We start from the raw sequence: 24,836 nt of genomic DNA on the forward strand, positions 1-24,836 counted from the left end.
TCGCCAGGGCTCCGCCCTGACTCCCTCCTCCGCCTTGCGATGCACGGCACCAGACCCCGCTCCCTGATCCGGCCTGATCCAAACGACAGCCCCTAGCCCACCGCACACCACCGGCCGCCCCCGGCTCCCTGCCGACGCGCACGCTGCCGCGCGACCTGCGGGGTCAGGCGACGCGGAGGACGCTCCTGCCGCGCGACCCTCCCTAAGCCGGCGGCAGCAGCTCCCTGAGCAGGGGGCCCTGCCGGCGGTCGTCGGGTTCCAGGGCGAGCCAGGAGCCGTCGGGGAAGGCGATGTCCGCCCGGCGGGGGTGCCGGGCCGGGGGCGGGGTCCGGCGCCGGGCGAAGCGGCCGGCCGGCACCTCGCCCAGCAGCTGCGCCGCCTCCCGCTCCGGCTGTCCGGGCCTGCTCAGCAGCAGCAGCCGCTGGTCGGTGAAGACCAGCGCGAGCTGTTCGTTGCGGTGGCCCGCGACGTCGCCGGCGCCCGCGCGGGTGGTGATGACGAACCAGCCCGCCGCACTGTCCCAGCCGCCGTCCCAGACGGGCCCCCGGAAGAGCCGGCGGATACCGCGCCAGGTGTGGTGCGCGCCCCGCTCCAGCAGGCGCGCGGGAGCGGAGACGACGTACATGACCGCCGCCACCGGAAGCAGGAGCTTGCCCCACCCCTCGAACCGGTCCCCGTCCGCCGCCGGCTTCGGCCTGCGGTACCGCTCGGGCGGCGTGTCCGGGGCCAGCGGGTCGAGCCGTACGCAGAGCGCCCCGCGCACCACCTCCCCGGGGCGCAGCAAGCCCGCGGAGTGGGTGACGAGCCACGCGTCCTGTTCCGGGACGACGGGGGAGGGGTGCATCGGTTCCGTCTCTCCTGTCCGCTCGGCGCTCAGCCGAAGGTGTCCTCGATACTGCCCTTGGGCACGCGGTACGGCGCGGGTTCCTTCGGGCCCTCGTCGTCCAGTGCCTCCTTGCCGAAGTGCTTGATCGCGTCCTCGGCCGGGGTCTTGAAGTCGCCGGTCAGGCCGGTGGCCGCGCCGATCAGGGGCTTCGAGCCGTGGCCGGCGATCTGGCCGGTGACGACGTGATGGGCCATCCAGTCCCGCATGCTCTGGCCGCGCATGCCGGTGGGACCGCCCAGCTTGCGCAGCGCGCCCGCGACCTTCCGCGCCTCGTTGAAGGACTTCGCGCCGCTCTTGAACTCCTTGACGGCCTTCATCAGGTCCCGCAGCGTCTTGGCCAGCCCCGTGGAAACCTTCTCCACCCGGCCGATGAAGACCGCGACCTCGGCCTCCGCCACCAGCCCGTCCACGACGGTGGCCAGGCCCAGGGTGAGAATGTCGGTGATCACCATCGCGGCCAGCGTCATCGCCGCCCACTCGATCGCCTCGCGGATGATCGCGACGATGGCGTCCTCGGCGAACTTGCACTCGGCGGCGGCCTGGCTGAGGATCTTGGCCGTCTCGCCCATGTCCTTGCCGGTGTCGTCGATCGCGTCGACGATCTTGCCCATACCGCGGCCGAACCCCGCGGAGGCGTCACCCTCCCACTGCTCCGGCAGGCCCCGCGCCGCCGCCCGCAGCCCCTCGGCCACCTTGTGCAGCGCCTCGCCCTGCGCCTTCCACTCCTGGGCGGCCTGCGTCAGCTGCGTCGGCATGCCGGTGACCTTTTCGAGCGAGTCCATCAGCCCGATCTTGTCGAGGAACCACCGGATCGCGTCGTCGAGCCCGGCGTCGATGCCGTGCTCCTCGTTGCTGTGGATCTGCTCGACGTCGGGGAGCTTCTCGATCTCCTTGTTCACCCACGCGTAGGCATCCGTGACGCTCATACGGACATGCTCCCGCCGCCCCCGCCGAACCCTTCCTGGGTGGCGTACTCGTTGGCGACGTAGCTGCCCGCCATGGCGCGCAGGGCCTCCGCCGCCCCCTGGAGCAGCTCGGCGATGTCGTGGATGTTCTGCTGCGCCGCGGTGGCGTGCTCGTTGTACGAGGAGTGCAGCTCGTCGGACTCCGGCAGCTTGCCGAAGGCGCCCGACGGTATCTCCACGTGCTCCAGCGCCCGCGCGATGCGGGGCACCTCTTCCCGCAGCCGTTCCGTACCGGACGCGTAGCTGAACATCGCGTCCGGGTTGGTCTGGAATCCCGCTCCCATTCCCGTTCTCCCCGTCTCCCCGCCGTCGTCGGCCGTACACCGACCGGAACCACCCTAGGAACGGCAAGGCACGGACCCTTCAACACCGGGTCAACGGGCCCTCAGGGCCGCATCAAGAGTGGGCCAAGCGGCCCCGATTCCGGCCGCCCGCCGCGCTGAGCGGGGCGGACGTGGGAAGGATCAGGGGTGAGGGTTACGGGACAGCGGTTCTGATTCAGGCCAAGGGTGCGTAATGTGACGGTAACCCCCTCACGTGATACTGGTGAGCCGCGCACGTCGATCCACGTGCGTCGGACAGGCCGATTGACCTGCAAGGATTGGTGACCCATGGACAAGCAGCAGGAGTTTGTGCTCCGTACGCTCGAGGAGCGCGACATCCGCTTCGTACGGCTGTGGTTCACCGACGTGCTCGGGTTCCTGAAGTCGGTGGCGGTGGCGCCCGCCGAGCTGGAGCAGGCATTCGACGAGGGCATCGGCTTCGACGGCTCGGCCATCGAAGGATTCGCCCGGGTGTACGAATCCGACATGATCGCCAAGCCGGACCCCGGCACCTTCCAGATCCTGCCCTGGCGCGCCGAGGCCCCCGGCACCGCCCGGATGTTCTGCGACATCCTGATGCCGGACGGCTCCCCCTCCTACGCCGACCCGCGCTACGTCCTCAAGCGGATCCTGGCCAAGACCTCCGACCTCGGGTTCACCTTCTACACCCACCCCGAGATCGAGTTCTTCCTGCTCAAGGACAAGCCCGTGGACGGCCAGCGGCCGACCCCCGGCGACTCCTCCGGGTACTTCGACCACACCCCGCAGAACGTCGGCATGGACTTCCGCCGCCAGGCCATCACGATGCTGGAGTCGATGGGCATCTCGGTGGAGTTCAGCCACCACGAGGGCGCCCCCGGCCAGCAGGAGATCGACCTGCGCTACGCCGACGCCCTCTCGACCGCCGACAACATCATGACGTTCCGGCTGGTCATGAAGCAGGTGGCACTGGAGCAGGGCGTCCAGGCGACCTTCATGCCCAAGCCGTTCTCGGAGTACCCCGGCTCCGGCATGCACACCCACCTGTCCCTCTTCGAGGGTGACCGCAACGCCTTCCACGAGTCCGGCTCGGAGTACCAACTCTCCAAGGTGGGGCGCTCGTTCATCGCCGGCCTGCTCAAGCACGCCGGCGAGATCTCCGCCGTCACCAACCAGTGGGTCAACTCCTACAAGCGCATCTGGGGCGGCGCCAACCGCACCGCGGGCGCCGGCGGCGAAGCCCCCTCGTACATCTGCTGGGGCCACAACAACCGCTCCGCGCTGATCCGCGTCCCGATGTACAAGCCCGGCAAGATGGGCTCGACCCGGGTCGAGGTCCGCTCGATCGACTCCGGTGCCAACCCCTACCTCACCTACGCCGTCCTGCTCGCCGCCGGCCTCAAGGGCATCGAGGAGGGCTACGAGCTCCCGGCCGGCGCCGACGACGACGTCTGGGCGCTGTCCGACTCCGAGCGCCGGGCGATGGGCATCGAGCCGCTGCCGCAGAACCTCGGCGAGGCCATCGAGCTGATGGAGCGCAGCGAACTGGTCGCCGAGACGCTCGGCGAGCACGTCTTCGACTTCTTCCTGCGCAACAAGAAGCAGGAGTGGGAGGAGTACCGCTCCGAGGTCACCGCCTTCGAGCTGCGCAAGATGCTGCCCGTGCTCTGAGCCACCGCGCCACCGAGAGGCTGGACCATGGCACTACCCGCTCCGCAGGGACGGCGGAGCAGCACCTTCACCCGGCTGCTGAGGCACGGTTTCACCGACCCCTCGGCGGCCGGGGAGCTGCTCGACACCCCCGAACTCGCCCCCGTACGCGACGACTCGGCGCTGCTCGAAGCGCTCGGGGGGACCGCGGATCCCGACCTCGCACTGCGGGGCCTGGTCCGGCTGGTGGAGGCGCTGCCGCCGGACGGACGGCAGACGCTGCTCGCCACCGTCGTCGCGGCCAAGCCGCTGCGGGACCGGCTGCTGGGGGTGCTCGGCGCGTCCGAGGCGCTCGCCGACCACCTCGCCCGCCACCCGGAGGACTGGCAGTCGCTGGTCACCTACGAGTCGGTGGACCTGCACCCCACCACCCCCGAGTTCGAGCAGGCGCTCGCCGAGGGCATCTGGGGCGAGGAGGGCGCCACCAGACCGCGGGCGGACGCCCTGCGCGCCGCCTACCGCCGCGCCCTGCTGGGCATCGCGGCCCGCGACGTGTGCGGCACGACCGATGTCGCCGAGGTGGCCGCCGAACTCGCCGACCTCGCCACCGCCACCGTCCGCGCCGCCCTGGAGATCTCCTACGAGGAAGCGCCCGGCGACGCCGCGGTGTCCCGGCTGGCCGTCATCGGCATGGGCAAGTGCGGCGGCCGGGAACTCAACTACGTCTCCGACGTCGACGTCATCTTCGTCGCCGAGGCCAAGGAAGGCGTCGACGAGGCCAAGGCGCTGCAGGCCGCGACCCGGATCGCCGCCCGCATGATGCGGCTGTGCTCGGACAACACCCCCGAGGGCACCATCTGGCCGGTGGACGCCAACCTGCGCCCCGAGGGCCGCAACGGCCCCCTGGTGCGCACCCTCAGCAGCCACCTCGCCTACTACCAGCGCTGGGCCAAGACCTGGGAGTTCCAAGCACTGCTCAAGGCCCGCCCGATGGCCGGCGACCTGGGCCTGGGCCAGGAGTACGTCGACGCGCTGGCGCCCATGGTGTGGGAGGCCGCCGAACGGGAGAACTTCGTCGCCGACGTGCGCCAGATGCGCCGCCGCGTCGTCGAGAACATCCCCGCCGCCCAGGTCGAGCGGGAGCTCAAGCTCGGCCCCGGCGGACTGCGCGACGTCGAATTCGCCGTCCAGCTGCTGCAGTTGGTGCACGGTCGCAGCGACGCCACGCTGCGCAGCGCCACCACCCTGGACGCCCTCGCCGCGCTGGCGGCCGGCGGCTACGTCGGACGCCAGGACGCCGCCGCCCTGGACGCCGCCTACCGCTTCCTGCGGACGCTGGAACACCGCATCCAGCTCATCCGCCTCCGCCGCACCCACCTGATGCCCGAGGAGGAGTCCGAACTCCGGCGCCTGGCACGGTCGTTGGGGCTGCGCACCGAACCGGTCGACACCCTCCGCAAGGAGTGGAAGTGGCACGCCAGAGAAGTGCGCCGCCTGCACGAGAAGCTCTTCTACCGCCCCCTGCTCGACGCCGTCGCCCACCTGGAACCCGGCGAGGCCCGGCTCTCCGCCAAGGCCGCGGGGCACCGCCTCGAAGCGCTCGGCTACGCCGACCCGGTCGCCGCGCTGCGCCACCTGGAGGCGCTGGCCTCCGGCGTGACCCGCAAGGCCGCCATCCAGCGGACCCTGCTGCCGGTGCTGCTCGCCTGGTTCGCCGACTCCGCCGACCCGGACGCCGGACTGCTCAACTTCCGCAAGGTCTCCGACGCCCTCGGCAAGACCCCCTGGTACCTGCGGCTGCTGCGTGACGAGGGCGCGGCCGCCGAGAACCTCGCACGCGTGCTGTCGGCCGGCCGCCTCGCCCCCGACCTGCTGCTGCGCGCCCCCGAGGCGGTCGCCCTGCTCGGCGCGCCCGACGGCCTCCAACCGCGCTCCCGGGCCGCCCTGGAGCAGGAGGTGCTGGCCGCGGTCGGCCGGGCGGACGGCGCCGAGGCCGCGGTGACGGCGGCCCGCGGGGTGCGCCGCCGGGAGCTGTTCCGGACCGCCGCGGCGGACGTGATCGGCGCGTACGGCACGGAGTTCAGCCCCGCCGAAACCGACCACGGCCGCTCCGTCGACCAGGTGGGCTCCGCGCTCTCCGACCTCAACGCCGCGACCCTGGCCGGCGCGCTGCGTGCCGCGGTCCGCGAGCAGTGGGGCGACACCCTGCCCACCCGCTTCGCGGTGATCGGCGTGGGCCGCTTCGGCGGCGACGAACTCGGCTACGGCTCGGACGCCGACGTCCTCTTCGTCCACGAACCGCGCGAGGGCGCCGACGAGCAGGAGGCCGCCAAGGCCGCCCACGCCGTCGCCAACGAGATGCGCCGGCTGCTCGAACTCCCCTCCTCCGACCCGCCGCTGATCATCGACGCGGATCTGCGCCCGGAGGGCAGGTCAGGACCGCTGGTGCGCACCCTCGCCTCGTACGCCGCCTACTACCGGCGCTGGTCGCTGGTCTGGGAGGCGCAGGCCCTGCTGCGCGCCGAACCGGTCGCCGGCGACGAGGAGCTGGGCCGCCGGTTCATCGAGCTGGTCGACCCGCTGCGTTACCCGGCCGAGGGGCTGGGCGACGAAGCGGTCCGCGAGATCCGCAGGCTCAAGGCCCGCATGGAGTCCGAGCGGCTGCCCCGCGGCGCCGACCCCACCACTCACGCCAAGCTCGGCCGCGGGGGCCTGAGCGACGTCGAGTGGACGGTGCAGCTGCTCCAGATGCAGCACGGCTGGGAGATCCCCGGACTGCGCACCACCCGCACCCGCGAGGCGCTGGCCGCGGCCCACGCCGCCGAGCTGATCGGCACGGAAGAGGCGCAGATACTGGACGAGGCGTGGGTGCTGGCGGCGCGCGTCCGCAACGCGGTGATGATCGTGCGCGGCCGCCCCGGCGACACGTTCCCCACCGACGGCCGCGAACTGGCCGCGGTGGGCCGCTACCTCGGCTACGAGGAGGGCCACGTCGGCGACATGATCGACGACTACCGCCGCATCACCCGCCGGGCTCGCGGGGTCGTGGAGGAACGGTTTTACGGAGCGTAGGGCTTCCCACGTCGTGGTCCGTAAAGGCCGGTGGGGGCGGGCGCTCGCCCCCACCGGCCTTCAACTTCTCCCCAACGGGAGGGGCTGGACCGGAGGACGAAGTCTGGAGGGCCGGCACCGCACCCAACAACAACCCGGCCCGCCGCAGGCGCCACGGCGAGCAAGACCCACGGCGGGAAAGCCGACAACGTGCGGCGGCGCCGCAAAGCACAACGGCGAGCAACCACCACGGCGCCGCAGACAAAAACGTGGGAAGCTCAAGCCACGGCAGGGGCAACGCGGGCCAAGCGATGAGGCAAGGACCCGTACCAGACGCAGGCGAGGCTGAATCCGAAGCCGAGGCAGAGGACTCCGCCCACCGCGTCCAGCCAGAAGTGGTTCGCGGTGGAGACGATGACCAGCAGGGTCGTCGTCGGGTAGAGCAGGCCGAGGACGCGGCACCACAACGGGCGGGCCAGCAGGGCGATGGTGATGCCGCACCACAGCGACCAGCCGATGTGCATCGACGGCATCGCCGCGTACTGGTTGGACATCGAGGCGAGGTTGCCGGACGCCATCGACCCCCAGGTGCCGTGGTCGACGAGAGTGTCGATGAAGCCGCCGTCCGGCATCAGCCGGGGCGGTGCCAGCGGGTAGAAGTAATAGCCGATCAGGGCGACGCCGGTGGTGGCGAACAGGGCCAGCCGCGCCGCGGCGTAGCGGCCCGGGTGCCAGCGGTAGAGCCAGACCAGCACCCCGATGGTGACGATGAAGTGCAGCGTCGCGTAGTAGTAGTTCATCGACACGATCAGCCACGTCACGGAGTTCACCGCGTGGTTGACGGTGTGCTCGACGGCGATGCCCAGCGAGTGTTCCGCCTGCCAGATCCAGTCGGCGTTCCGCAGCGCCTTCATCTTCTGCTCCGGCACCGCGTTGCGGATCATCGAGTACGTCCAGTAGCTGACCGCGATCAGCAGGATCTCGAACCAGAGCCGGGGCGTGCGAGGAGAACGCAGACGGATCAGCCGACCCTCTTCCGTCGGGCGTTCCGCGTGCTCCCCCTTGGGTGGCGGGGTGGTCGGAAGGCCGTCCAGAATCCTCGTATTCGCATCACCCATAGGCAGACAGTCTGCCAGAAAGGGGCGAGTTGCCGATCATCCTCCGGTCGAATATTCGATCCTTTGTCTCGGTCCTGAGACGGACGCCGGACCCCCGCCGTTCTCCGGGTCGTAACCCTCAGGTGGCCCGCAGCGGCCGGGGGATCCGGGCCGTCTTCGGCACCGAGGCGGTCGAGCCGCGCACCACCAGCTCGGGGTGGAAGACGAACTCGCTGTGCGGCGCCGGCGTACCGCCGACCTCCTCCAGCAGCGCGCGCACCGCCGCCTGCCCCATGGCCGTGACCGGCTGCCGGATCGTGGTCAGCGGCGGGTCGGTGAAGGCGATGAGCGGGGAGTCGTCGAAGCCGACGACGGAGATGTCGCGCGGCACCTCCAGCCCCCGCTGCCGGGCCGCCCGGATCGCGCCGAGCGCCATCATGTCGCTGGCGCACACGACGGCGGTGGCGCCCCGCTCGATGAGCGCGCCCGCCGCCGCCTGCCCGCCCTCCAGGGTGTACAGGGAGTGCTGGATGTACGGCTCCGCCTCGGCCGGGCCGATGTCCAGCCGCTCCTGCATGGCGCGTACGAAGCCCTCGATCTTGCGCTGGACGGGCACGAACCGCTTGGGCCCGAGCGCCAGGCCGATCTTCCGGTGGCCGAGGGCGCTGAGGTGGGTGACGGCCAGGTCCACCGCGGCCCGGTCGTCGGGCGAGACGAACGGCGCCTGCACCTTGTCGGAGAAGCCGTTGATGAGCACGAACGGCACGCCCTGGCCGCGCAGCTGCTCGTAGCGCTGCATGTCGGCGGAGGTGTCGGCGTGCAGTCCGGAGACGAAGATGATGCCGGCCACCCCGCGGTCGACCAGCATCTCGGTCAGCTCGTCCTCGGTGGAACCGCCCGGGGTCTGCGTCGCGAGGACCGGGGTGTAGCCCTGGCGGGTCAGCGCCTGGCCGATGACCTGGGCGAACGCCGGGAAGATCGGGTTCTCCAGCTCCGGGGTGATCAGGCCGACCAGGCCCGCGCTGCGCTGCCGCAGCCGCACCGGCCGCTCGTAGCCCAGCACGTCGAGGGCGGCCAGCACGGACTGGCGGGTGGTCGCGGAGACGCCGGGTTTCCCGTTGAGAACCCGGCTGACGGTGGCCTCGCTGACACCCGCCTGCGCTGCGATGTCGGCCAGCCGGGCGGTCATGGGTGGGACCTTACCGTCCGGCTGTCGGGATTGCCCACCAGATGCAACTGTCACCCGGCAGCACGGCCACCGAGCCGTTGACGGTCACCGGGGCGGAGGAGAGCAGCGGCGTTCCGGGCGACGGGAGCTCGACGTCGTGGGGGAGGGTGTTGACGGTGCACAGCAGCCCGGGGCGGGTGAAGGCCAGCACGCCGTCGGGGGCCGGCTGCCAGCTCATCCCGCCGTCGCCCAGGCCCGGCAGCCGGCGCCGCAGGCCGAGTGCGGTGCGGTAGAGCTCCAGGGTGGAGTCGGGGTCGTCGGTCTGGGCGTCGACGGTGAGCGGGGCCCAGTCGGCGGGCTGCGGCAGCCAGCTGCCGCCGGCGCCGAAGCCGTACGGCGGTGCCTCGCCGGTCCAGGGGAGCGGCACCCGGCAGCCGTCCCGGAAGCCGTCCTGGCCGCCGGCCCGGCTGCCGCGGAAGAACGCCGGGTCCTGGCGGACGTCGTCGGGCAGGTCGGTGACCTCGGGCAGGCCCAGTTCCTCGCCCTGGTAGAGGTACGCGGAGCCGGGCAGCGCCAGCATCAGCAGGGTGGCGGCGCGGAAGTTGAACGCCTGGTGGAGTTCGTCGGGGCGTACGTAGAGGGCCAGGCGCTCGGCGGTGGGGGCCCATGCCTCGGCGACGCCGATCACCTGCCGGCCGTGGGTGTCGCCGTAGCCGTCCAGCAGCCGGCGCCAGGTGCGGTGGATGGCGTGCACCCCGTCCTGGTCGAAGAACGGCAGCACCTGGTTGCCGATCAGTTTGGCCTGCTGGCCGTGGCCGATGTCCGGCAGGCCGGACGCCTTGACCATGCCGTGGGCGACGTCCACCCGGAAGCCGTCCACGCCCAGGTCGAGCCAGAAGCGCATGACGGCCTCGAATTCGGCGTGCACGTCCGGGTTGTCCCAGTCCAGGTCGGGCTGCTCGGGTGCGAAGAGGTGGAGGTACCAGTCGCCGCGGTCGGTGCGCGTCCAGGCGGGGCCGCCGAAGACCGACTCCCAGTCGTTGGGCGGCAGCTCGCCGTCCTCGCCCTTGCCGGGGCGGAAGACGTAGCGCTGCCGGGCGAGTTCGGGGTCCCGGAACCACGGGTGCCGGTCGGAGGTGTGGTTGGGCACGATGTCGACGATCACCCGCAGGTCCAGGTCATGGGCGGTGCGGATGAGGTCGTCGGCGTCCTGGAGGTTGCCGAAGAGCGGGTCGACGGCGCGGTAGTCGGCGACGTCGTAGCCGCCGTCGGCCTGCGGCGAGGCGTAGAACGGGGTGAGCCAGACGGCGTCCACGCCCAGGTCCCTGAGGTACGGCAGCCGCTCGCGGGCACCGCGCAGATCGCCGACGCCGTCGCCGTCGCTGTCCGCGAAGGAGCGGACGTACACCTGGTAGATGACGGCGTCGCGCCACCACCCCGGACCTCGGCCCGGTCCGGGGGCCTGGGGGGCGGGGCTGGGGGAAGTGAGCTCCTGGGTCATCTGCCGTCCCTGTCTGAGGTCAAGAAGCCGTAAGAGGCGGGCCACAAGGCATGGGGTGCGCCTTCACGGACTCAACGTCCGGGCGAGCGCGGGGTGACGCCGCCGCAAGCGTGTCCAGGGTCCCGTTCCGGCCATTTCGCTGCAATACCTTCCAGCAATCTTGCAGCAAATTGCCGCAAGGTCTTTCGGTTTGTTTGCAGCGCTGTTACGTTCCTGACCGCCATCTGAGGCATTTCCCTAAGGAGTTCACATGCGGCGTGGCATACGGGGCGTAACGGTCACCGCGCTGGTAGCGGGCCTGGCACTCACGGCATCGGCGTGCGGCAGCGGGGGTGACGACGGCAACGGCAACGCCGGGGGAGAACTGGCCGGAACCGTTACCTTCTGGGACACCTCCAACGACGCCGAGAAGGCCACCTACCGCAAGCTTGCCGAGGGTTTCCAGAAGGAGCACCCGAAGGTCCACGTCCAGTACGTGAACGTCCCGTTCGGCGACGCCAACGCCAAGTTCAAGAACGCGGCCGGCGGCAACTCCGGCGCTCCCGACGTGATGCGCACCGAGGTCGCCTGGACCGCCGACTTCGCCAACCTCGGCTACCTCGCCCCGCTCGACGGCACCCCTGCCCTCGACAAGCCCGACGACTACCTCCCGCAGGCCGTCGGCTCCACCCAGTTCAAGGGCAAGACCTACGCCGCACCCCAGGTCATCGACACCCTCGGCCTCTTCTACAACAAGAAGATCCTCAAGGACGCCGGGGTGGAGGTGCCCAAGACCTTCACCGAGCTGGCCACCGCCGCCAAGAAGATCAAGGCCAAGACCGGCGCCACCGCCCTCTACCTCCGCGGTGACGACCCCTACTGGTTCCTCCCCTACCTCTACGGCGAGGGCGGCGACATGGTCAACGCCCGCGACAAGGTCATCGAGATCGACGACGGCGCCGGCGTCAAGGCGTTCAAGACCATCAAGGACCTGGTGGACTCCAAGGCCGCGGTCACCGACGCCACCGACGGCCAGGAGAACCAGCTCAAGGCCCTCAAGGACGGCACCGTCGCGATGGCGATCGACGGCCCCTGGGACATCGAGGGCGCCCGCGCCGGCAAGGCATTCAAGGACAAGGAGAACCTCGGCGTCGCCCCGGTCCCCGGCGGCAGCAGCGCCCAGGGCTCCCCGCAGGGCGGCTGGAACCTCTCCGTCTACGCCGGCAGCAAGAACTTGCAGGCCGCTTACGCCTTCGTGAAGTACATGAGCTCGGCCTCTGTCCAGCAGCAGACCACCGAGAAGCTCAGCCTGCTGCCCACCCGCAAGTCCGTATACGACGTACCGGCCGTCAAGAAGAACGAAATGGTCAAGTTCTTCAAGCCCGCCGTCGACGGCGCCGTGCAGCGTCCCTGGATCGCCGAGGGCAACTCCCTCTTCGAGCCCATCAAGGTCCAGATGAACAAGGTGCTCACCGGCTCCGCCACGCCCGAGCAGGCCGCCAAGGCGACCGGCGACGCCTACCGGAAGCTGCTCAAGGACTACAAGTGACCCTCGCTGTACGGGTACGCCGGGCGCTCGGCACCCACTGGTACGCGTGGACGATGGTCGCCCCGGTGGTACTCGTCATCGGGGTGATCATCGGCTACCCGCTGGTGCGCGGCGTCTTCCTCTCCCTCACCGACGCCAACGAGGCCAACGTCGAGCGGAACATCGGCGTCAACCACCTCCCCGCCACCTACAAGTTCACCGGCCTCGACAACTACAAGGCGGTGCTCACCGACGGCGTCTTCTGGGACCGCCTCGGCTGGACCGTCGTCTGGACCGTGGGCTGCGTCGGCCTCACCTTCCTGATCGGCCTCACGCTCGCGAACATGCTCAACCGCACGCTGCGCGGCCGCACCTTCTACCGGCTCGCGCTGATCCTGCCCTGGGCGATCCCCGCGTTCATCTCCGTCTTCACCTGGCGGATGCTCTACAACGAGAAGAACGGCATCCTCAACAAGCTGCTCGCGGGCGGCGGCATCGACGCCGTCCCCTGGCTCAACGACCCGACCTGGGCCAAGCTCTCGGTCATCGCCGTCAACGTCTGGCTGGGCGTGCCCTTCATGCTCGTCGCCCTGCTCGGCGGCCTGACCTCCATACCGGGCGAGCTGTACGAGGCCGCCGAGATGGACGGCGCCGGCCCCTGGCAGCGCTTCCGCAACATCACCATGCCGGGGCTGCGGGCCGTCAGCAGCACCGTCATCCTGCTCTCCACCATCTGGACCTTCAACATGTTCCCGGTGATCTTCCTGCTGACCCGGGGCGGCCCCGGCGACGCCACCGAGATCCTCGTGACCTACGCCTACCGGCTCTCCTTCGTCGACAGCCCCCGCAACTTCTCCGAGTCCGCGGCCTGGGGCGTACTGATCCTGGTCCTGCTCTCGGTCGTCGCGGTCGTCTACCGCCGGGCGCTGCGCAAGCAGGGAGAGGTGTGGTGACCATGACCCGCAAGCACAACGGCCGCGTGCGGCCGGCCCCCGCCGGGACCCGGAAGCGCAACCAGCGTTCCCGCCCGGCCTCGGTGGGCCTGCACGTGGCGCTGATCATCGCCGCCGTGGTGGCCGTGTTCCCGCCCCTCTGGCTGCTGATCACGTCGTTCAAGCCCAGGAACGACGCCTTCTCGACCGGCGTCGTCACCCACTTCACCTTCGCCAACTACACCCACGTCCTGGCCGACACCGAGTTCCTCACCTGGTTCAAGAACTCCGTCGTCGTCGTCGGCCTGACCACCGTCCTCGGCGTCTTCATCGCCGCGACCACCGGCTACGCCGTCAGCCGCTTCCGCTTCCCCGGCATGCGTCCGCTGATGTGGCTGCTGCTGATCACCCAGATGTTCCCGGTCGCGGTGCTGATCGTGCCGCTCTACAACCTGCTGGCGAGCCTCGGCCTGCTCAACCAGCCCGCGGGACTGGTCATCACCTACCTGACGATCGCCGTTCCGTTCTGCGCCTGGATGATGAAGGGCTACTTCGACACCATCCCGGTGGAGATCGACGAGTCCGGCCGGGTCGACGGCCTCAACCCGTTCGGCACCTTCTGGCGACTCGTCCTCCCGCTGGCCCGCCCCGGCCTCGCCGTCACCGGCTTCTACACCTTCGTCACCGCCTGGGCCGAGGTCGCCTACGCCTCCGCCTTCATGACGGGCGAGGAGAACCTCACCCTCGCCGGCGGGCTGCAGACGTTCGTCAACCAGTACACCAACGACTGGGGCTCGATGACCGCCGCCGCCGTGATCATCGCCGTACCGGCCGCGCTCGTCTTCGCCTTCGCCCAGCGCCACCTCGTCGCCGGACTCACCGCCGGCACCACCAAGGGATGACATGACTCCACAGCACAACGTCACTCCTGCCACCGACTGGTGGCGCGATGCGGTGATCTACCAGGTCTACCCGCGCAGCTTCGCCGACGGCAACGGCGACGGCATGGGCGACCTGGCGGGCATCCGCAGCCGGCTGCCCTACCTGCGCGACCTGGGCGTGGACGCCGTCTGGCTCAGCCCCTTCTACGCCTCGCCGCAGGCCGACGCCGGGTACGACGTCGCCGACTACCGCACCATCGACCCGATGTTCGGCACCCTCGCCGACGCCGGGGCCGTCATCGCCGACGCCCACCGCCTCGGCCTGCGCATCATCGTCGACCTCGTCCCCAACCACTGCTCCGACCAGCACGAATGGTTCCTGCGCGCACGGGCCGAGGGGCCCGGCTCCACCGCCCGCGAGCGCTTCCACTTCCGCAAGGGGCGCGGCGAGAACGGCGAGGAGCCGCCCAACGACTGGGAGTCCCTCTTCGGCGGCCCCGCCTGGACCCGGCTTCCCGACGGCGAGTGGTACCTCCACCTCTTCGCCCCCGAGCAGCCCGACTTCAACTGGGACCACCCCGCCGTCCAGGACGAGTTCCGCTCCATCCTGCGCTTCTGGCTGGACCTGGGCGTGGACGGCTTCCGGGTGGACGTCGCCCACGGCCTGGTCAAGGCCCCGGGCCTGCCCGACATGGGCCGGGCCGAGCAGCTCAAGCTCCTCGGCACCCAGTCCCTGCCGTTCTTCGACCAGGACGGGGTGCACGCCATCTACCGTTCCTGGCGCGCCGTCCTCGACGAGTTCGACGGGGAGCGGATCGCGGTCGCCGAAGCCTGGACCCCCACCGCCGAACGCACCGCCCTCTACGTCCGCCCCGACGAGCTCCACCAGGCGTTCAACTTCCACTACCTGAACACCGGCTGGGACGCGGCGGACCTGAGGGAGGCGATCGACTCCTCGCTGGACGCCATGCGACCGGTCGGCGCCCCCACGACCTGGGTGCTGTCCAACCACGACGTCGTCCGGCACACCACCCGCCTCGGCGGTGGTCTCGCCCGGGCCCGCGCCGCCACCCTGCTGATGCTGGCGCTGCCCGGCTCCGCGTACCTCTACCAGGGCGAGGAACTGGGCCTGCCCGAGGTCACCCTGCCGCAGCCCGCCGACTGGGCCGGGCTCACCGTCGACGCCCAGACCGGCGACCCCGCCTCCACCCTGGAGCTCTACCGCACGGCTCTCCGCCTGCGCCGCGTCCAGCCGGGCCTCGGCGCCGGCGACGCGGTCGAGTGGCTGGACGCGCCCGACGGCGTACTGGTCTTCCGCCGCCCCGGCGGCCTCGTCTGCACCGTCAACACCACCGGCACCCCGGTCCGCCTCCCCACCCCGGGCCGGCTGCTGCTTGCGTCGGACCGACTGGAGGCGACAGCAGGCGAGTTCACCCTCCCCGCCGACACCACCGCCTGGTGGGAGGAGTGACCCTGCCCGAACCTCACCCGACGCCCCGCCTGGCCGACATCGCCGCCCAGGCGCAGGTCAGCGAGGCGACCGCGAGCCGGGTCCTCAACGGCAAGGCGGGCGTGGCGGCGGGCACCCGGCAGCGGGTGCTCGCCGCGCTCGACGTCCTCGGCTACGAGCGTCCCGTACGGTTACGGCGCCGCAGCGCGGGGCTGGTCGGGCTGGTCATCCCGGAGCTGACCAACCCGATCTTCCCGGCCTTCGCCCAGATCATCGAGCAGTCGCTGGCCGGCCACGGCTACACCCCGGTGCTGTGCACCCAGATGCCGGGCGGCGCCACCGAGGACGAACTCGTCGAACAACTGGAGGAGCGCGGTGTCACCGGCATCGTCTTCCTCTCCGGGCTGCACGCCGACACCCGCGCCGACCCGTCCCGCTACGCCCGCCTGTCGTCCCGTGGCGTCCCGTTCGTCCTGATCAACGGCTACAACCCGCAGATCGACGCGCCGTTCGTCTCACCCGACGACGGCGCGGCGGCGCGGATGGCGGTGCGCCACCTGGCCGAACTGGGTCACCGGCGGATCGGGCTCGCCGTCGGCCCGGCCCGCTACGTGCCCTCCCGCCGCAAGGCCGAGGGCTTCGTGGCGGCGCTCGGCGAATCGTTCGGCCTGTCGAGGGGGCAGGCCGAACGACTCGTCCAGCACACCCTGTTCAGCGTCGAGGGCGGCGACGCGGCGGCCGCGGCCCTGCTCGACGACGGCTGCACCGGCATCGTCTGCGGCAGCGACCTGATGGCGCTCGGCGCGGTCCGCGCGGCCCGCCGCCGGGGCCTGGACGTGCCCGGGCAGCTCTCCGTCGTCGGGTTCGACGACTCCCAGCTGATCGCCTTCACCGACCCACCGCTGACCACGGTGCGCCAGCCGGTGCAGGCGATGGCGACCGCCGCCGTCGGCGCACTGATAGAGGAGATCCACGACCGCGCGCAGGGCCGTGAAAACCCGCCGCAGCGCACCGAGTTCATCTTCCAGCCGGAGCTGGTGGTACGGGGATCGACGGGGCCGGTCCGGGAATGACCTCAGGGGTCGCGCCACCTGCCACACTGGGCGCGCCTTGACGAACGCCCACGACCGGAAGCTGGTGTGTGATGAGCGACGAGCCGCGTCCGTACACGAAGGAAGAAGTGCTGCACGGGGTCGCGCTCATTCAGGCGCACCTCGCGGAGGACGAGGACGCGGTGGACGCCCTCTACGACGAGGAGGACGAGAACTCCGCGGTGGAGGCGGCCCGCGCGATGTTCGCGATGGCCCACATCATCGTCCACGGGCTGATCGTCCCCGAGATGTGGGTCATCAAGAAGGGCTTCAGCTTCGGCGACACCCGCAACGTCCCCGAACTCAACCTGGCCCTCCACGTCGTACGGAACATGGAGGAGCGGGTGGAGATCGCCCGTGCCTGGCCCATGGTGATCGCGGTGTCGGCGGGCGAGGTGATGGGCCTGATCGTCCAGTGCACCGACACCAAGATGGAGGACGTGCCCGCCTTCCTCGACACGGTGCGCGAACGGGTCCTGCTCTCGATGCAGGGGTAGCGCCCGGCCGTCAGCCCCGCCGGGCGGCGTACGCCACGAACGCCGCCCAGGCCGGGGCGGGGACGGCGAGTTGCGGTCCGTCCTTGTCCTTGGAGTCCCGGACGTGGACGGTGGTGGGGCAGGTGGCGATCTCTATGCAGTCGTCGCCGTCGCCGCCGCTGTAGCTGGACTTGTGCCAGGAGAGAGCGACCTCCACACAGTCGCCGTCGCCGCCGCTGCTGTAACTGCTCTTGAACCACGCAAGTTCGGGGATGCTCATAGCGCTCCTCGCATCTGCTCCAGCAGGCTCCGCGAGTCTTCGGGAGTGAGAGCCTGGGAAAGCAGTTTGACATACCGCATTTGGAGGACGCTCAGCTCTTTCGGGTCGGAGATGAAGAGGCCACCGCGCTGGCCTTCGCAGTAGGCGAACCACTGGTTGTCCGGGGTCTCCAGCAGCTGCATAGGGCCGTCCAGCCCGGCGTGCTTCTCCCGTACGAGAGGCATGACTTGCACCTGCGTGTTCCGCAGCTCGGCGAGTTCGAGAATGTGACCGATGAGTTCACGCGTGACCTCCACTCCGCCCGTGTGGCGAAGGAAAAGATGCTCTTCAAGGATGAAGCGGTACGCGGTGTTCGGGCGCTCCCGAAGCAGCCGCTGTCGCTCGGAACGTGCGGTCCATTGCGCTTCGATCTGGCCGTCGTCCAGATGCGGAATCTGCTCCGTGAACAGTGTCCGCGCGTACGCCTCCGTCTGTAACAGCCCCGGCACCAGGCGGCATTCGTACGTGTAGAGGCTGATCGCCTGCTTCTCCAGCTCCGCCCACTCGCGGAACCAGCGGGCCAGTCCGGGCTGCTTCGACAGCCGCTTGGCGGCCTTGCGCAGGACGCCGTTCGCGTGGAGGGTCTCTTCCGAGCGGTCGATGAACGTCTTCGAAGGGAGGCGTCGGCCCTGCTCGACGGAGCCGATGTAGTGCGCCGAGTACCGGATAGCCGGCGCCAGGGCCTCCTGCGTGAAGCCGGCGTTCTCGCGGAACCCTTGATAGACGGCGCCGAAGGTCCGCAGACTGCCGGAGGGCTCGGGCTTGCCGCCGTCGTAGGTGTCGGTGCTTGCGTCTTCCATTCCCGGTACTCCCGATCACTGGTACGGACCCACTCGTCACCCATGGTGACGAGTCGTGGCTCGGCCCGTCCACGTACCCGGCTCGTACAGTTTCCGGAGTACGTATCGAGTACCTGGTGTACGAGGCTGCTGACCAGCACCGTTTTCCGTATGTCAGCCCAACCAGCCGTCACCGTACGGATGTTCACGCAGCGCTTCAGCGCCACCCCTCGCGGGGCCCGCCTCGCCCGGTACCTCGCCGTCCAGCAGCTCGATGTGTGGGGCCACCCGTACGGCGGCGAGGTCTCCGATACCGTGGCGCTGATCATCGGCGAACTGGCCGCCAACGCCGCGACCCACGGGCGCGTGCCCGGCCGGGACTTCGAGCTGCGGCTGCTGAAACTGCCGGGCTCGGCCCGCCCGGGCATCCTCCGCGTCGAGGTCGCCGACACCCGTACGGAGGCGCTCCCGCCGGCCCCCGCCGGCCTCGTGGTGCCGCCGCCCGACGCCACGAGCGGCCGTGGCCTGCTCGTCGTGGCGGCGCTCGCGTCCCGCTGGACGGTGCTCGGCCGCGACCCGGTCGGCAAGATCGTGCGCGCTGAAGTGGACCTCTGAGCAGTCGGCTCCCGAAGTCCTGCGGGGGGGCGTCCCGATTGGGTGTCGCCGAGGTCAGCGGTAGGCGGCGAGGAAGGCGCTGACGCCGGCGGCCGCGAAGCGGTCGAGTTCGTCCTGTGTGTGCTGCGGGCTTCCGTGGAACATGGCCTTGTTCACGGGGATCCAGAGCAGCAAGCCGGAAAAGTGGTTGGCTGCCAGGTGGGGGTCGGCGATGCGGAGAAGTCCCTGGTCGGCGAGGTGGTGGAAGGTGGTTGCGAGAGTGGACAGGACGCGTTCGAATCCCTGCTCATACCAGGCGCCGCCGAGCTGGGGGAACGTGTCGGCATTGGCGATGATCAGGCGCCGAAGCTGGAGTACTTCGGGTTGGGTGAGGGCGGTCAGGAACTGGCGGGCCAGGCGGGTGAGGTTCTCGTCGAGGGCCTGGGCGTCGGCCGGGATGTCGGCTACCAGGTCGACCATGGCGTCGACTCGGTCGGTGGTGGCAAGGACGATCTCGGCAAACAGCTTCTCCTTGTCGGTGAAGTGCTTGTAGACGGTCTGCTTGGAGACCGCGGCGAGCTTCGCGATGTCGTCCATGCTGGTCCCGGCGTAGCCCTTGGCCATGAACGCCTTGGTCGCCGCGTCCATGATCGCCGTGCGCTTGCGTGCCGACCGGCCTTCCTCACTCGCCGTCATGCCCCACCCTCTCGTCAGTACTAGACAGTCTAGTTTTTTCGTGGCTACTCTAGCGCCGGACTTCGCAGGAGTACCAGACCGTCTAGTTCTATCCGGGGGATTCCTTGACTCAGGCCATCGGCGCTTCAGCCACTGCCGACTCCGTATCGACGACGCGGCCCACGACGCGGGCCCTGCTGGCCGGTGGCATCGCGACCGGTCCGCTGTTCCTGGGCGCCGGCGCAGTCCAGGGACTCGCCCGCGACGGCTTCGACTTCACCCGCAACGCGATCAGTCAGCTCAGCCTGGGCGACCTGGGATGGATCCAGGTCGCGAGCTTCCTGCTGACAGGCTCGCTGGCCATCGCCGGCGCCGCCGGAATCCGCCGCACGCTGGCCGGTACAACCGAGGGCCGCTGGGCGCCGCGGCTGATCCGCGTGTTCGGTGTCTCGTTTCTCCTCGCCGCGGTATGCACCGCCGACCCGGGTGCCGGATTCCCCGTCGGCGCCCCTGAGGCCCCGGTTGCCTCCCTCAGCTGGCACGGCGCCCTCCACATGCTCAGCGCCATGGTGGGCTTCCTCGCCCTGTGCGCATCCTTTGTGATGCTGGCCCGCCACTTCGCCGCCCGGCGACAGCGCGGCTGGGCGGTGGGCTCCCGCCTGGTGCCGCTCGGTGTCCTTGCGGGGTTCGCCGCGTCCTCCGCCACCGTGCTGGCCTTCACCGCCGGAGCCGCCCTCGGCCTCCTGTGGCTGACCGCGATCACCGCCCGGCTGGCCACCACGCTCCCGGCCACGCAGACCTAGCGGTATCCGCCCGGCCCGCCGGGCACAAAGACGACCAGCATGAACTCTTCGAAGCGAACAGGTAGGACAACGCCCATGAGCGCACCGGTAAAGGGTCCCGCCAGCTACTTCCCCTCGATCGAGAAGAAGTACGGCCGCCCGATCGCGGAGTGGAAGGAACGCATCCGCACCTCGCCCCTGACCAAGCACATGGAACTCGTCACCTGGCTCAAGACCGAGCATGGACTCGGCCACGGCCACGCCAACGCGCTCGTCGCCCACACCCTCGCCGAAGGCAGCGGCAAGTAGCCCGAGCGTCCGTACCGCGGGACCTCTTCGGGCCCCGCGGTACGGACGCTCGGCCCGGGTGCTGTCGCTTACAGCCGGCGCTCGTCCCCTCCTTCCCGATTGGTCCGTCCGCCGTGCCCATGGCCTGCCCGACATCTCTCACCGCCGCCGACCGCAGGCGGCTCAAGAAGATGGCCTGGAGCCCCAAGAGCGAGTACCGGCAACGAGTGCGGGCACAGGTGGTACTGCACGCCGCGCGCGGACGGTTCGCCAAGCAGGGGCTCGCCGGGCTCGCAGACCGGGCACGCTCCGGCCGCCCGCCGGTGTTCTGCTGGTCAGACTCGACCGGCACACCACCGATCACCAGCAAGAATCCTCCATCGCACTGGCAGCATGATCCCCCGAAGGACTTCCGGAGCCGACCACTAAGCCGTCGGCGTCCGGGCGTCCGGGGCGGCGGCCACGGAGGCGGTCACCACGACCTGCTCCGCGCAGCCCGTCGCGCGCAAGGCGTCGCCCATGACCTCGACCAGCCATACCGCGACGTCCGGTGACCACTCCCGCGTACGGCAGGTGAAGCGCAGCACGCCGCGCTCGCGGGTCTTGTTGTAGCCGTGCTCGCCGTGCAGGTCGGCCATGCCGGACACGTCGAGTCGTCCGGCGGCGACGTCGAGCTCCGCGATGTCGCCGAGGCGCTCCCGGGCGGCGCTGCACACCGCCGTCTCCTTGCCCCACGCCGTGGGGCCGGCTCCGACCGTGACGGTCACCGGGACCGAGGCGGACGGGTCGGCGAGGGCGAACCAGTTCCGCATCGCCTCCAGGTCGTCGGAGGCGTCGCCGACGAGTTCGTGCAGCGGGAGGACGGCATGCAGACCGGTGAACCGGACGCGTCCGATCCGGTGCAGCGCGTCCGAGAGGATGCGCGTGATGTGGAGGACCGGGAGCCGCGGCTCGCGGACGTCGACCGGGATGTCCGCCGACATCCACGCCAGCTCCCGGACCTCGCCGTCCTGCGTCCAGTCCCCGCCGGCCAGGCAATCGGCCCAGCGCCCCGGGTCCTGGACGATGCGGGCCTCGCCCCAGCCCTTGTACTTGTAGGTCCAACCGCCGGTGGAATACCAGCCGTAGCCCTCGGACCGGCGCATGGCGAGGTCGTACAGCGGGCTTCCGGTGTCGTCGCACGCGAGGTGCGCCGCCCACGGGTACCGGTCGAGTACCCCGTGCAAGGCAACGAGCGTTTCGTAGTACACGCCATGGCCCTTTCTGTACTCGACCGGATTGTCCGCGTGCCCCGGCCGGATGCTGGACGCCGTAGTACAGCGTCTGTGTCTTCGCCACGAGGACGGCCAGTACGGCCGATGCTCCGCCGATGCGTATCTTCATGAATGCTCCCCCTGTTGTGGGCGCGCGCCCCGAGGAGCCGACCGCAGCGCCCCCCTTCGCGCAATCGTTTTGCTTTGGGTGCTTCCAGCGTTTCGGGCGGTGGGTCGTATACGCCCGTATCGGTCGGTGTCTGGGGCGGGGGAGTGGAGGTGGGGCGCCGGGGTGGGGGCGTCCGTTGCCGGTCGGGGGTGCGGATCGGTCCGGACGGCCGGGCGCCTGGGGCCCGTTGACGGGCCTCCGGCCGGCCGGACCGCCTACCGCGGAGGGAACGTAACACCCTTGCAATGTCTTGCGTAAGGTCTTGCAACGCCGAATCGTCGCGGATAGAACCATGACCCATGTCCTCCACCCCTCGCCGTCCCGCCCGGCGCCCGGCCGCCGCCCTCGCCCTGGCCGTCGGCGCGGCCGCCCTGCTCGTCTCCTCCCCGCAGCAGCCGGCACACGCCGCCCCGCCACCCGGCCCGGAACAGGCCCTGGCCCAGTGGATCGACCGCGACACCGTGGTCTGGAAGGGGGCCGAACGCGGCGCCGCGCAGCTGGAGTTCGACGCGCCGGCCGGCAGGGCCGCCGTCACCGACGCGGCCTCCGGTGCGCCCGCCTCCGGCGGGGCCGTCAAGCGGCTCCGGCTCACGCCCGGCACCCTCACCCCCGCCGAACGAGCCGCCTTCCCGCACCTGACGGGCTACCCGGCCTTCACCGTCGACCCCCGGGACCGGGCCCTGGCCGGTACGGCGCTGCGCGGCCACCTGGTCGCCGCGCAGCGCACCGCGGACGGCCGGCGCACCACCACCGGCGTGCAGATACCCGGCGTACTCGACGACCTCTACGGCACGCGGGCCCGGCACGCCGCGCTCGGCCCGGTCTTCGACCACGGCCGCCCCACCCTCTCCGTCTGGGCGCCCACCGCCCGCACCGTCGCGCTGGAACTCGGCGGCCGTACGGTCCCGATGCGGCGCGACGACCGCAGCGGCGTCTGGCGGGTCCAGGGGCAGCGGGACTGGGTCGGGAAGCCCTACCGCTACCTCGTCACCGTCTGGGCGCCCGCGGCCGGCCGGATGGTCACCAACAAGGTCACCGACCCGTACTCCACGGCCCTGACCGCCGATTCGGCCCGCAGCCTCGTCGTCGACCTCGACGACCCGCGGCTCGCCCCCAAGGGCTGGGCGGCGCTGCGCAAGCCCGCCGCGGTACCACTGCGCCGGGCCCGTATCCAGGAGCTGCACCTGCGTGACTTCTCGGTCGAGGACCGCACCTCCCGCCACCCCGGCCAGTACCTCGCCTTCACCGACAGCCGGTCCGACGGCATGCGGCATCTGAAATCCCTTGCAGCGGCCGGAACTTCTTACGTTCACTTGCTGCCGGTCTTTGACGGCGCCACCGTCCCCGAGCGCCGCGCCGACCAGGGCCGCCCCCGCTGCGACCTCGCCTCCTACGCCCCCGACTCCGAGAGCCAGCAGGAGTGCGTCACCGAGGCCGCCGCCCGGGACGCCTACAACTGGGGCTACGACCCCCTGCACTACACCGTCCCGGAGGGCTCGTACGCCTCCGATCCGGAGGGTGCCGCGCGCACCGTGGAGTTCCGCCGCATGGTGCAGGGTCTCAACGGTGCCGGCCTGCGCACCGTCATGGACGTCGTCTACAACCACACCGCCGCGAGCGGCCAGGACCCGCATTCCGTCCTGGACCGGATCGTCCCCGGCTACTACCAGCGGCTGCTCGACGACGGCAGCCTGGCCACCTCCACCTGCTGCTCCGGGACGGCGCCCGAACACACCATGATGGGCAAGCTCGTCGTCGACTCCGTCGTCACCTGGGCCAAGGAGTACAAGGTCGACGGCTTCCGCTTCGACCTCATGGGCCACCACCCCAAGGCCAACATCCTCGCCGTCCGCAAGGCACTGGACGCCCTGACGCCGCGCAAGGACGGCGTCGACGGCAAGAAGATCATTCTCTACGGGGAGGGCTGGAACTTCGGAGAGGCGGCGAACGACGCCCGCTTCGTGCAGGCCACCCAGCGGAACATGGCCGGCACCGGCATCGCCACCTTCAGCGACCGGGCCCGCGACGCGGTGCGCGGCGGCGGCCCCTTCGACGCCGACCGCCGCCTCCAGGGCTTCGCCTCGGGCCTGTACACCGACCCCAACTCCGCGCCCGGGAACGGCTCGTCCGCCGAACAGCGCGCCCGGCTCCTGCACGACCAGGACCTCATCAAGGTCGGCCTCACCGGCAACCTCGCCGACTACGCCTTCACCGACACCGCCGGCCGCCGGGTGACGGGTTCCCAGGTCGACTACAACGGCGCCCCCGCGGGCTACGCCGCAGCCCCCGGTGACGCGCTCGCCTACGTCGACGCCCACGACAACGAAACCCTCTACGACGCCCTGGCCTACAAACTGCCGCAAGGAACCAGCGCCGCCGACCGCGCCCGCATGCAAGTCCTTGCACTGGCCACCGCAACGCTGTCGCAAGGACCTGCGCTCTCCCAGGCCGGCACCGACCTGCTGCGCTCCAAGTCCCTGGACCGCAACTCCTTCAACAGCGGCGACTGGTTCAACGCCCTGCACTGGAACTGCGCCGACGGCAACGGCTTCGGCCGCGGGCTGCCCCCGGCCGCCGACAACAAGGACAAGTGGCCCTACGCCAAGCCCCTCCTGGCCGACCCCGCGCTCCGCCCCGGCTGCGCCGCGATCCAGGACGCCTCCGCCGCCTACCGGGACCTGCTGCGGATCCACGCCACCGAACCGGCGTTCGCCCTGCCCACCGCCGCCGCGGTCCAGTCGCAGCTGTCCTTCCCGCTGTCCGGCAAGGACGAGACCCCCGGCGTGCTCACCATGCGCCTCGCCGACCTGGTGATCGTCTTCAACGCGACCCCGCACCGGCAGGACCAGACCCTCGGCGACCTCGCCGGCCGGCCCTACGCCCTGCACCCCGTCCAGGCCCGGGGCGCGGACCGCACCACCGCCACCGCGTCGTACACCGCCGCGTCCGGCACCTTCACCGTCCCGGCCCGCACGGTGGCGGTCTTCCGCCGGGGCTGAGCCCGCCCCCTCGGCGGCCCC

The 24,836-nt window shown here is 70.8% G+C and carries 22 protein-coding genes; 12 read left to right on the plus strand and 10 right to left on the minus strand.

The features are described 5' to 3' along the window. Window positions 1–202 precede the first annotated feature (202 nt). From OO62_RS29815 to OO62_RS29825, 3 genes are read right to left on the minus strand one after another with little or no spacing between them, the layout of a single operon-like run. On the minus strand, window positions 203–844 hold the full coding sequence (locus tag OO62_RS29815; protein WP_033270756.1) for a hypothetical protein: 642 nt from the start codon (window positions 842–844) through the stop codon (window positions 203–205). 29 nt (window positions 845–873) lie between these two features. After that, on the minus strand, window positions 874–1,812 hold the full coding sequence (locus tag OO62_RS29820; protein WP_033270757.1) for a WXG100 family type VII secretion target: 939 nt from the start codon (window positions 1,810–1,812) through the stop codon (window positions 874–876). Next, entirely contained in the window at window positions 1,809–2,135 is a 327-nt protein-coding gene (locus OO62_RS29825; protein WP_033270758.1) for a hypothetical protein, read from the minus strand. The genes OO62_RS29820 and OO62_RS29825 overlap by 4 nt, the downstream gene beginning before the upstream one ends. 327 nt (window positions 2,136–2,462) lie before the next feature. Between OO62_RS29825 and glnA the strand changes: the two genes are divergently transcribed. Then, window positions 2,463–3,824 carry a type I glutamate--ammonia ligase gene (glnA, locus tag OO62_RS29830; protein WP_033270759.1) on the plus strand — a complete coding sequence of 454 codons (1,362 nt, stop codon included), beginning with the start codon at window positions 2,463–2,465 and terminating at the stop codon, window positions 3,822–3,824. A 27-nt stretch (window positions 3,825–3,851) separates the two neighbouring features. Then, a complete protein-coding gene (locus OO62_RS29835; RefSeq protein WP_033270760.1) occupies window positions 3,852–6,875 on the plus strand; it encodes a bifunctional [glutamine synthetase] adenylyltransferase/[glutamine synthetase]-adenylyl-L-tyrosine phosphorylase in 3,024 nt (1,007 codons plus the stop codon). A 257-nt stretch (window positions 6,876–7,132) separates the two neighbouring features. Here OO62_RS29835 and OO62_RS29840 read toward each other — a convergent pair whose 3' ends face one another. From OO62_RS29840 to OO62_RS29850, 3 genes are all read right to left on the minus strand, one after another. Further along, a complete protein-coding gene (locus OO62_RS29840) occupies window positions 7,133–7,972 on the minus strand; it encodes a phosphatase PAP2 family protein (protein ID WP_228332419.1) in 840 nt (279 codons plus the stop codon). Window positions 7,973–8,090: 118 nt separating this feature from the next. Next, window positions 8,091–9,140: a LacI family DNA-binding transcriptional regulator gene (locus OO62_RS29845; RefSeq protein ID WP_033270761.1), complete on the minus strand. Its 1,050-nt coding sequence runs from the start codon at window positions 9,138–9,140 to the stop codon at window positions 8,091–8,093. A gap of 10 nt (window positions 9,141–9,150) precedes the next feature. Further along, window positions 9,151–10,620, minus strand: a complete 1,470-nt coding sequence (locus OO62_RS29850) for an alpha-amylase family glycosyl hydrolase (RefSeq protein WP_033270762.1) — start codon at window positions 10,618–10,620, stop codon at window positions 9,151–9,153. Between the two features lie 250 nt (window positions 10,621–10,870). Here OO62_RS29850 and OO62_RS29855 point away from each other — a divergent pair, with 250 nt between their 5' ends. The 6 genes from OO62_RS29855 (at window position 10,871) to OO62_RS29880 (ending at window position 16,978) form a co-directional block, all read left to right on the plus strand. Continuing rightward, on the plus strand, window positions 10,871–12,148 hold the full coding sequence (locus tag OO62_RS29855; RefSeq protein ID WP_033270763.1) for an extracellular solute-binding protein: 1,278 nt from the start codon (window positions 10,871–10,873) through the stop codon (window positions 12,146–12,148). Beyond that, window positions 12,145–13,080 (plus strand): carbohydrate ABC transporter permease, encoded by a 936-nt coding sequence (locus OO62_RS29860; protein WP_033270764.1) that lies wholly within the window; start codon window positions 12,145–12,147, stop codon window positions 13,078–13,080. Before OO62_RS29855 ends, OO62_RS29860 begins: the two co-directional genes overlap by 4 nt. A 2-nt stretch (window positions 13,081–13,082) precedes the next feature. Continuing rightward, window positions 13,083–13,961: a sugar ABC transporter permease gene (locus OO62_RS29865; protein WP_051733726.1), complete on the plus strand. Its 879-nt coding sequence runs from the start codon at window positions 13,083–13,085 to the stop codon at window positions 13,959–13,961. Window position 13,962: 1 nt separating this feature from the next. Beyond that, complete coding sequence (locus OO62_RS29870) at window positions 13,963–15,411, plus strand: glycoside hydrolase family 13 protein (RefSeq protein ID WP_033270765.1); 1,449 nt, start codon at window positions 13,963–13,965, stop codon at window positions 15,409–15,411. Continuing rightward, a complete protein-coding gene (locus OO62_RS29875) occupies window positions 15,408–16,463 on the plus strand; it encodes a LacI family DNA-binding transcriptional regulator (protein ID WP_033270766.1) in 1,056 nt (351 codons plus the stop codon). Before OO62_RS29870 ends, OO62_RS29875 begins: the two co-directional genes overlap by 4 nt. Before the next feature lie 71 nt (window positions 16,464–16,534). Beyond that, the gene (locus tag OO62_RS29880; protein WP_033270767.1) at window positions 16,535–16,978 is read left to right on the plus strand and encodes a DUF6224 family protein; all 444 of its coding nucleotides are present in this window, start codon (window positions 16,535–16,537) and stop codon (window positions 16,976–16,978) included. Window positions 16,979–16,988: 10 nt separating this feature from the next. On the opposite strand, the gene OO62_RS29885 is transcribed toward OO62_RS29880, so the two are convergent. Together OO62_RS29885 and OO62_RS29890 are read right to left on the minus strand one after the other, a co-directional pair. Further along, window positions 16,989–17,237 (minus strand): DUF397 domain-containing protein, encoded by a 249-nt coding sequence (locus OO62_RS29885; RefSeq protein WP_033270768.1) that lies wholly within the window; start codon window positions 17,235–17,237, stop codon window positions 16,989–16,991. Further along, window positions 17,234–18,076, minus strand: coding sequence for a helix-turn-helix domain-containing protein (locus tag OO62_RS29890; protein ID WP_033270769.1), 843 nt, complete (start codon window positions 18,074–18,076; stop codon window positions 17,234–17,236). The genes OO62_RS29885 and OO62_RS29890 overlap by 4 nt, the downstream gene beginning before the upstream one ends. 150 nt (window positions 18,077–18,226) lie before the next feature. Here OO62_RS29890 and OO62_RS29895 point away from each other — a divergent pair, with 150 nt between their 5' ends. Next, complete coding sequence (locus OO62_RS29895; protein WP_033270770.1) at window positions 18,227–18,670, plus strand: ATP-binding protein; 444 nt, start codon at window positions 18,227–18,229, stop codon at window positions 18,668–18,670. Between the two features lie 54 nt (window positions 18,671–18,724). Here OO62_RS29895 and OO62_RS29900 read toward each other — a convergent pair whose 3' ends face one another. Beyond that, on the minus strand, window positions 18,725–19,345 hold the full coding sequence (locus tag OO62_RS29900) for a TetR/AcrR family transcriptional regulator (RefSeq protein WP_033270771.1): 621 nt from the start codon (window positions 19,343–19,345) through the stop codon (window positions 18,725–18,727). Between the two features lie 104 nt (window positions 19,346–19,449). Between OO62_RS29900 and OO62_RS29905 the strand changes: the two genes are divergently transcribed. Both OO62_RS29905 and OO62_RS29910 read left to right on the plus strand, forming a co-directional pair. After that, window positions 19,450–20,127 carry a DUF998 domain-containing protein gene (locus OO62_RS29905; RefSeq protein WP_051733727.1) on the plus strand — a complete coding sequence of 226 codons (678 nt, stop codon included), beginning with the start codon at window positions 19,450–19,452 and terminating at the stop codon, window positions 20,125–20,127. A gap of 75 nt (window positions 20,128–20,202) precedes the next feature. Next, window positions 20,203–20,415, plus strand: a complete 213-nt coding sequence (locus tag OO62_RS29910; protein WP_033270772.1) for a DUF4287 domain-containing protein — start codon at window positions 20,203–20,205, stop codon at window positions 20,413–20,415. Window positions 20,416–20,819: 404 nt separating this feature from the next. On the opposite strand, the gene OO62_RS29915 is transcribed toward OO62_RS29910, so the two are convergent. Next, window positions 20,820–21,620 (minus strand): hypothetical protein, encoded by an 801-nt coding sequence (locus OO62_RS29915; RefSeq protein WP_129322968.1) that lies wholly within the window; start codon window positions 21,618–21,620, stop codon window positions 20,820–20,822. Window positions 21,621–22,115: 495 nt separating this feature from the next. Here OO62_RS29915 and pulA point away from each other — a divergent pair, with 495 nt between their 5' ends. After that, window positions 22,116–24,815, plus strand: coding sequence for a pullulanase-type alpha-1,6-glucosidase (pulA, locus tag OO62_RS36640; RefSeq protein ID WP_106974912.1), 2,700 nt, complete (start codon window positions 22,116–22,118; stop codon window positions 24,813–24,815). Window positions 24,816–24,836 lie beyond the last annotated feature (21 nt).

Source organism: Streptomyces lydicus (assembly GCF_000717345.1).
Lineage (GTDB): Bacteria > Actinomycetota > Actinomycetes > Streptomycetales > Streptomycetaceae > Streptomyces > Streptomyces lydicus.

Bases quoted from the DNA above. Each gene is read 5' to 3' on its own strand.
- pulA (WP_106974912.1), top strand. From the start codon at position 22,116: ATGTCCTCCACCCCTCGCCGTCCCGCCCGGCGCCCGGCCGCCGCCCTC.
- OO62_RS29865 (WP_051733726.1), top strand. From the start codon at position 13,083: ATGACCCGCAAGCACAACGGCCGCGTGCGGCCGGCCCCCGCCGGGACC.
- OO62_RS29870 (WP_033270765.1), top strand. From the start codon at position 13,963: ATGACTCCACAGCACAACGTCACTCCTGCCACCGACTGGTGGCGCGAT.
- OO62_RS29910 (WP_033270772.1), top strand. From the start codon at position 20,203: ATGAGCGCACCGGTAAAGGGTCCCGCCAGCTACTTCCCCTCGATCGAG.
- OO62_RS29820 (WP_033270757.1), bottom strand. From the start codon at position 1,812: ATGAGCGTCACGGATGCCTACGCGTGGGTGAACAAGGAGATCGAGAAG.
- OO62_RS29895 (WP_033270770.1), top strand. From the start codon at position 18,227: ATGTCAGCCCAACCAGCCGTCACCGTACGGATGTTCACGCAGCGCTTC.
- OO62_RS29890 (WP_033270769.1), bottom strand. From the start codon at position 18,076: ATGGAAGACGCAAGCACCGACACCTACGACGGCGGCAAGCCCGAGCCC.
- OO62_RS29845 (WP_033270761.1), bottom strand. From the start codon at position 9,140: ATGACCGCCCGGCTGGCCGACATCGCAGCGCAGGCGGGTGTCAGCGAG.
- glnA (WP_033270759.1), top strand. From the start codon at position 2,463: ATGGACAAGCAGCAGGAGTTTGTGCTCCGTACGCTCGAGGAGCGCGAC.
- OO62_RS29850 (WP_033270762.1), bottom strand. From the start codon at position 10,620: ATGACCCAGGAGCTCACTTCCCCCAGCCCCGCCCCCCAGGCCCCCGGA.
- OO62_RS29880 (WP_033270767.1), top strand. From the start codon at position 16,535: ATGAGCGACGAGCCGCGTCCGTACACGAAGGAAGAAGTGCTGCACGGG.
- OO62_RS29855 (WP_033270763.1), top strand. From the start codon at position 10,871: ATGCGGCGTGGCATACGGGGCGTAACGGTCACCGCGCTGGTAGCGGGC.
- OO62_RS29825 (WP_033270758.1), bottom strand. From the start codon at position 2,135: ATGGGAGCGGGATTCCAGACCAACCCGGACGCGATGTTCAGCTACGCG.
- OO62_RS29900 (WP_033270771.1), bottom strand. From the start codon at position 19,345: ATGACGGCGAGTGAGGAAGGCCGGTCGGCACGCAAGCGCACGGCGATC.
- OO62_RS29835 (WP_033270760.1), top strand. From the start codon at position 3,852: ATGGCACTACCCGCTCCGCAGGGACGGCGGAGCAGCACCTTCACCCGG.
- OO62_RS29885 (WP_033270768.1), bottom strand. From the start codon at position 17,237: ATGAGCATCCCCGAACTTGCGTGGTTCAAGAGCAGTTACAGCAGCGGC.
- OO62_RS29815 (WP_033270756.1), bottom strand. From the start codon at position 844: ATGCACCCCTCCCCCGTCGTCCCGGAACAGGACGCGTGGCTCGTCACC.
- OO62_RS29840 (WP_228332419.1), bottom strand. From the start codon at position 7,972: ATGGGTGATGCGAATACGAGGATTCTGGACGGCCTTCCGACCACCCCG.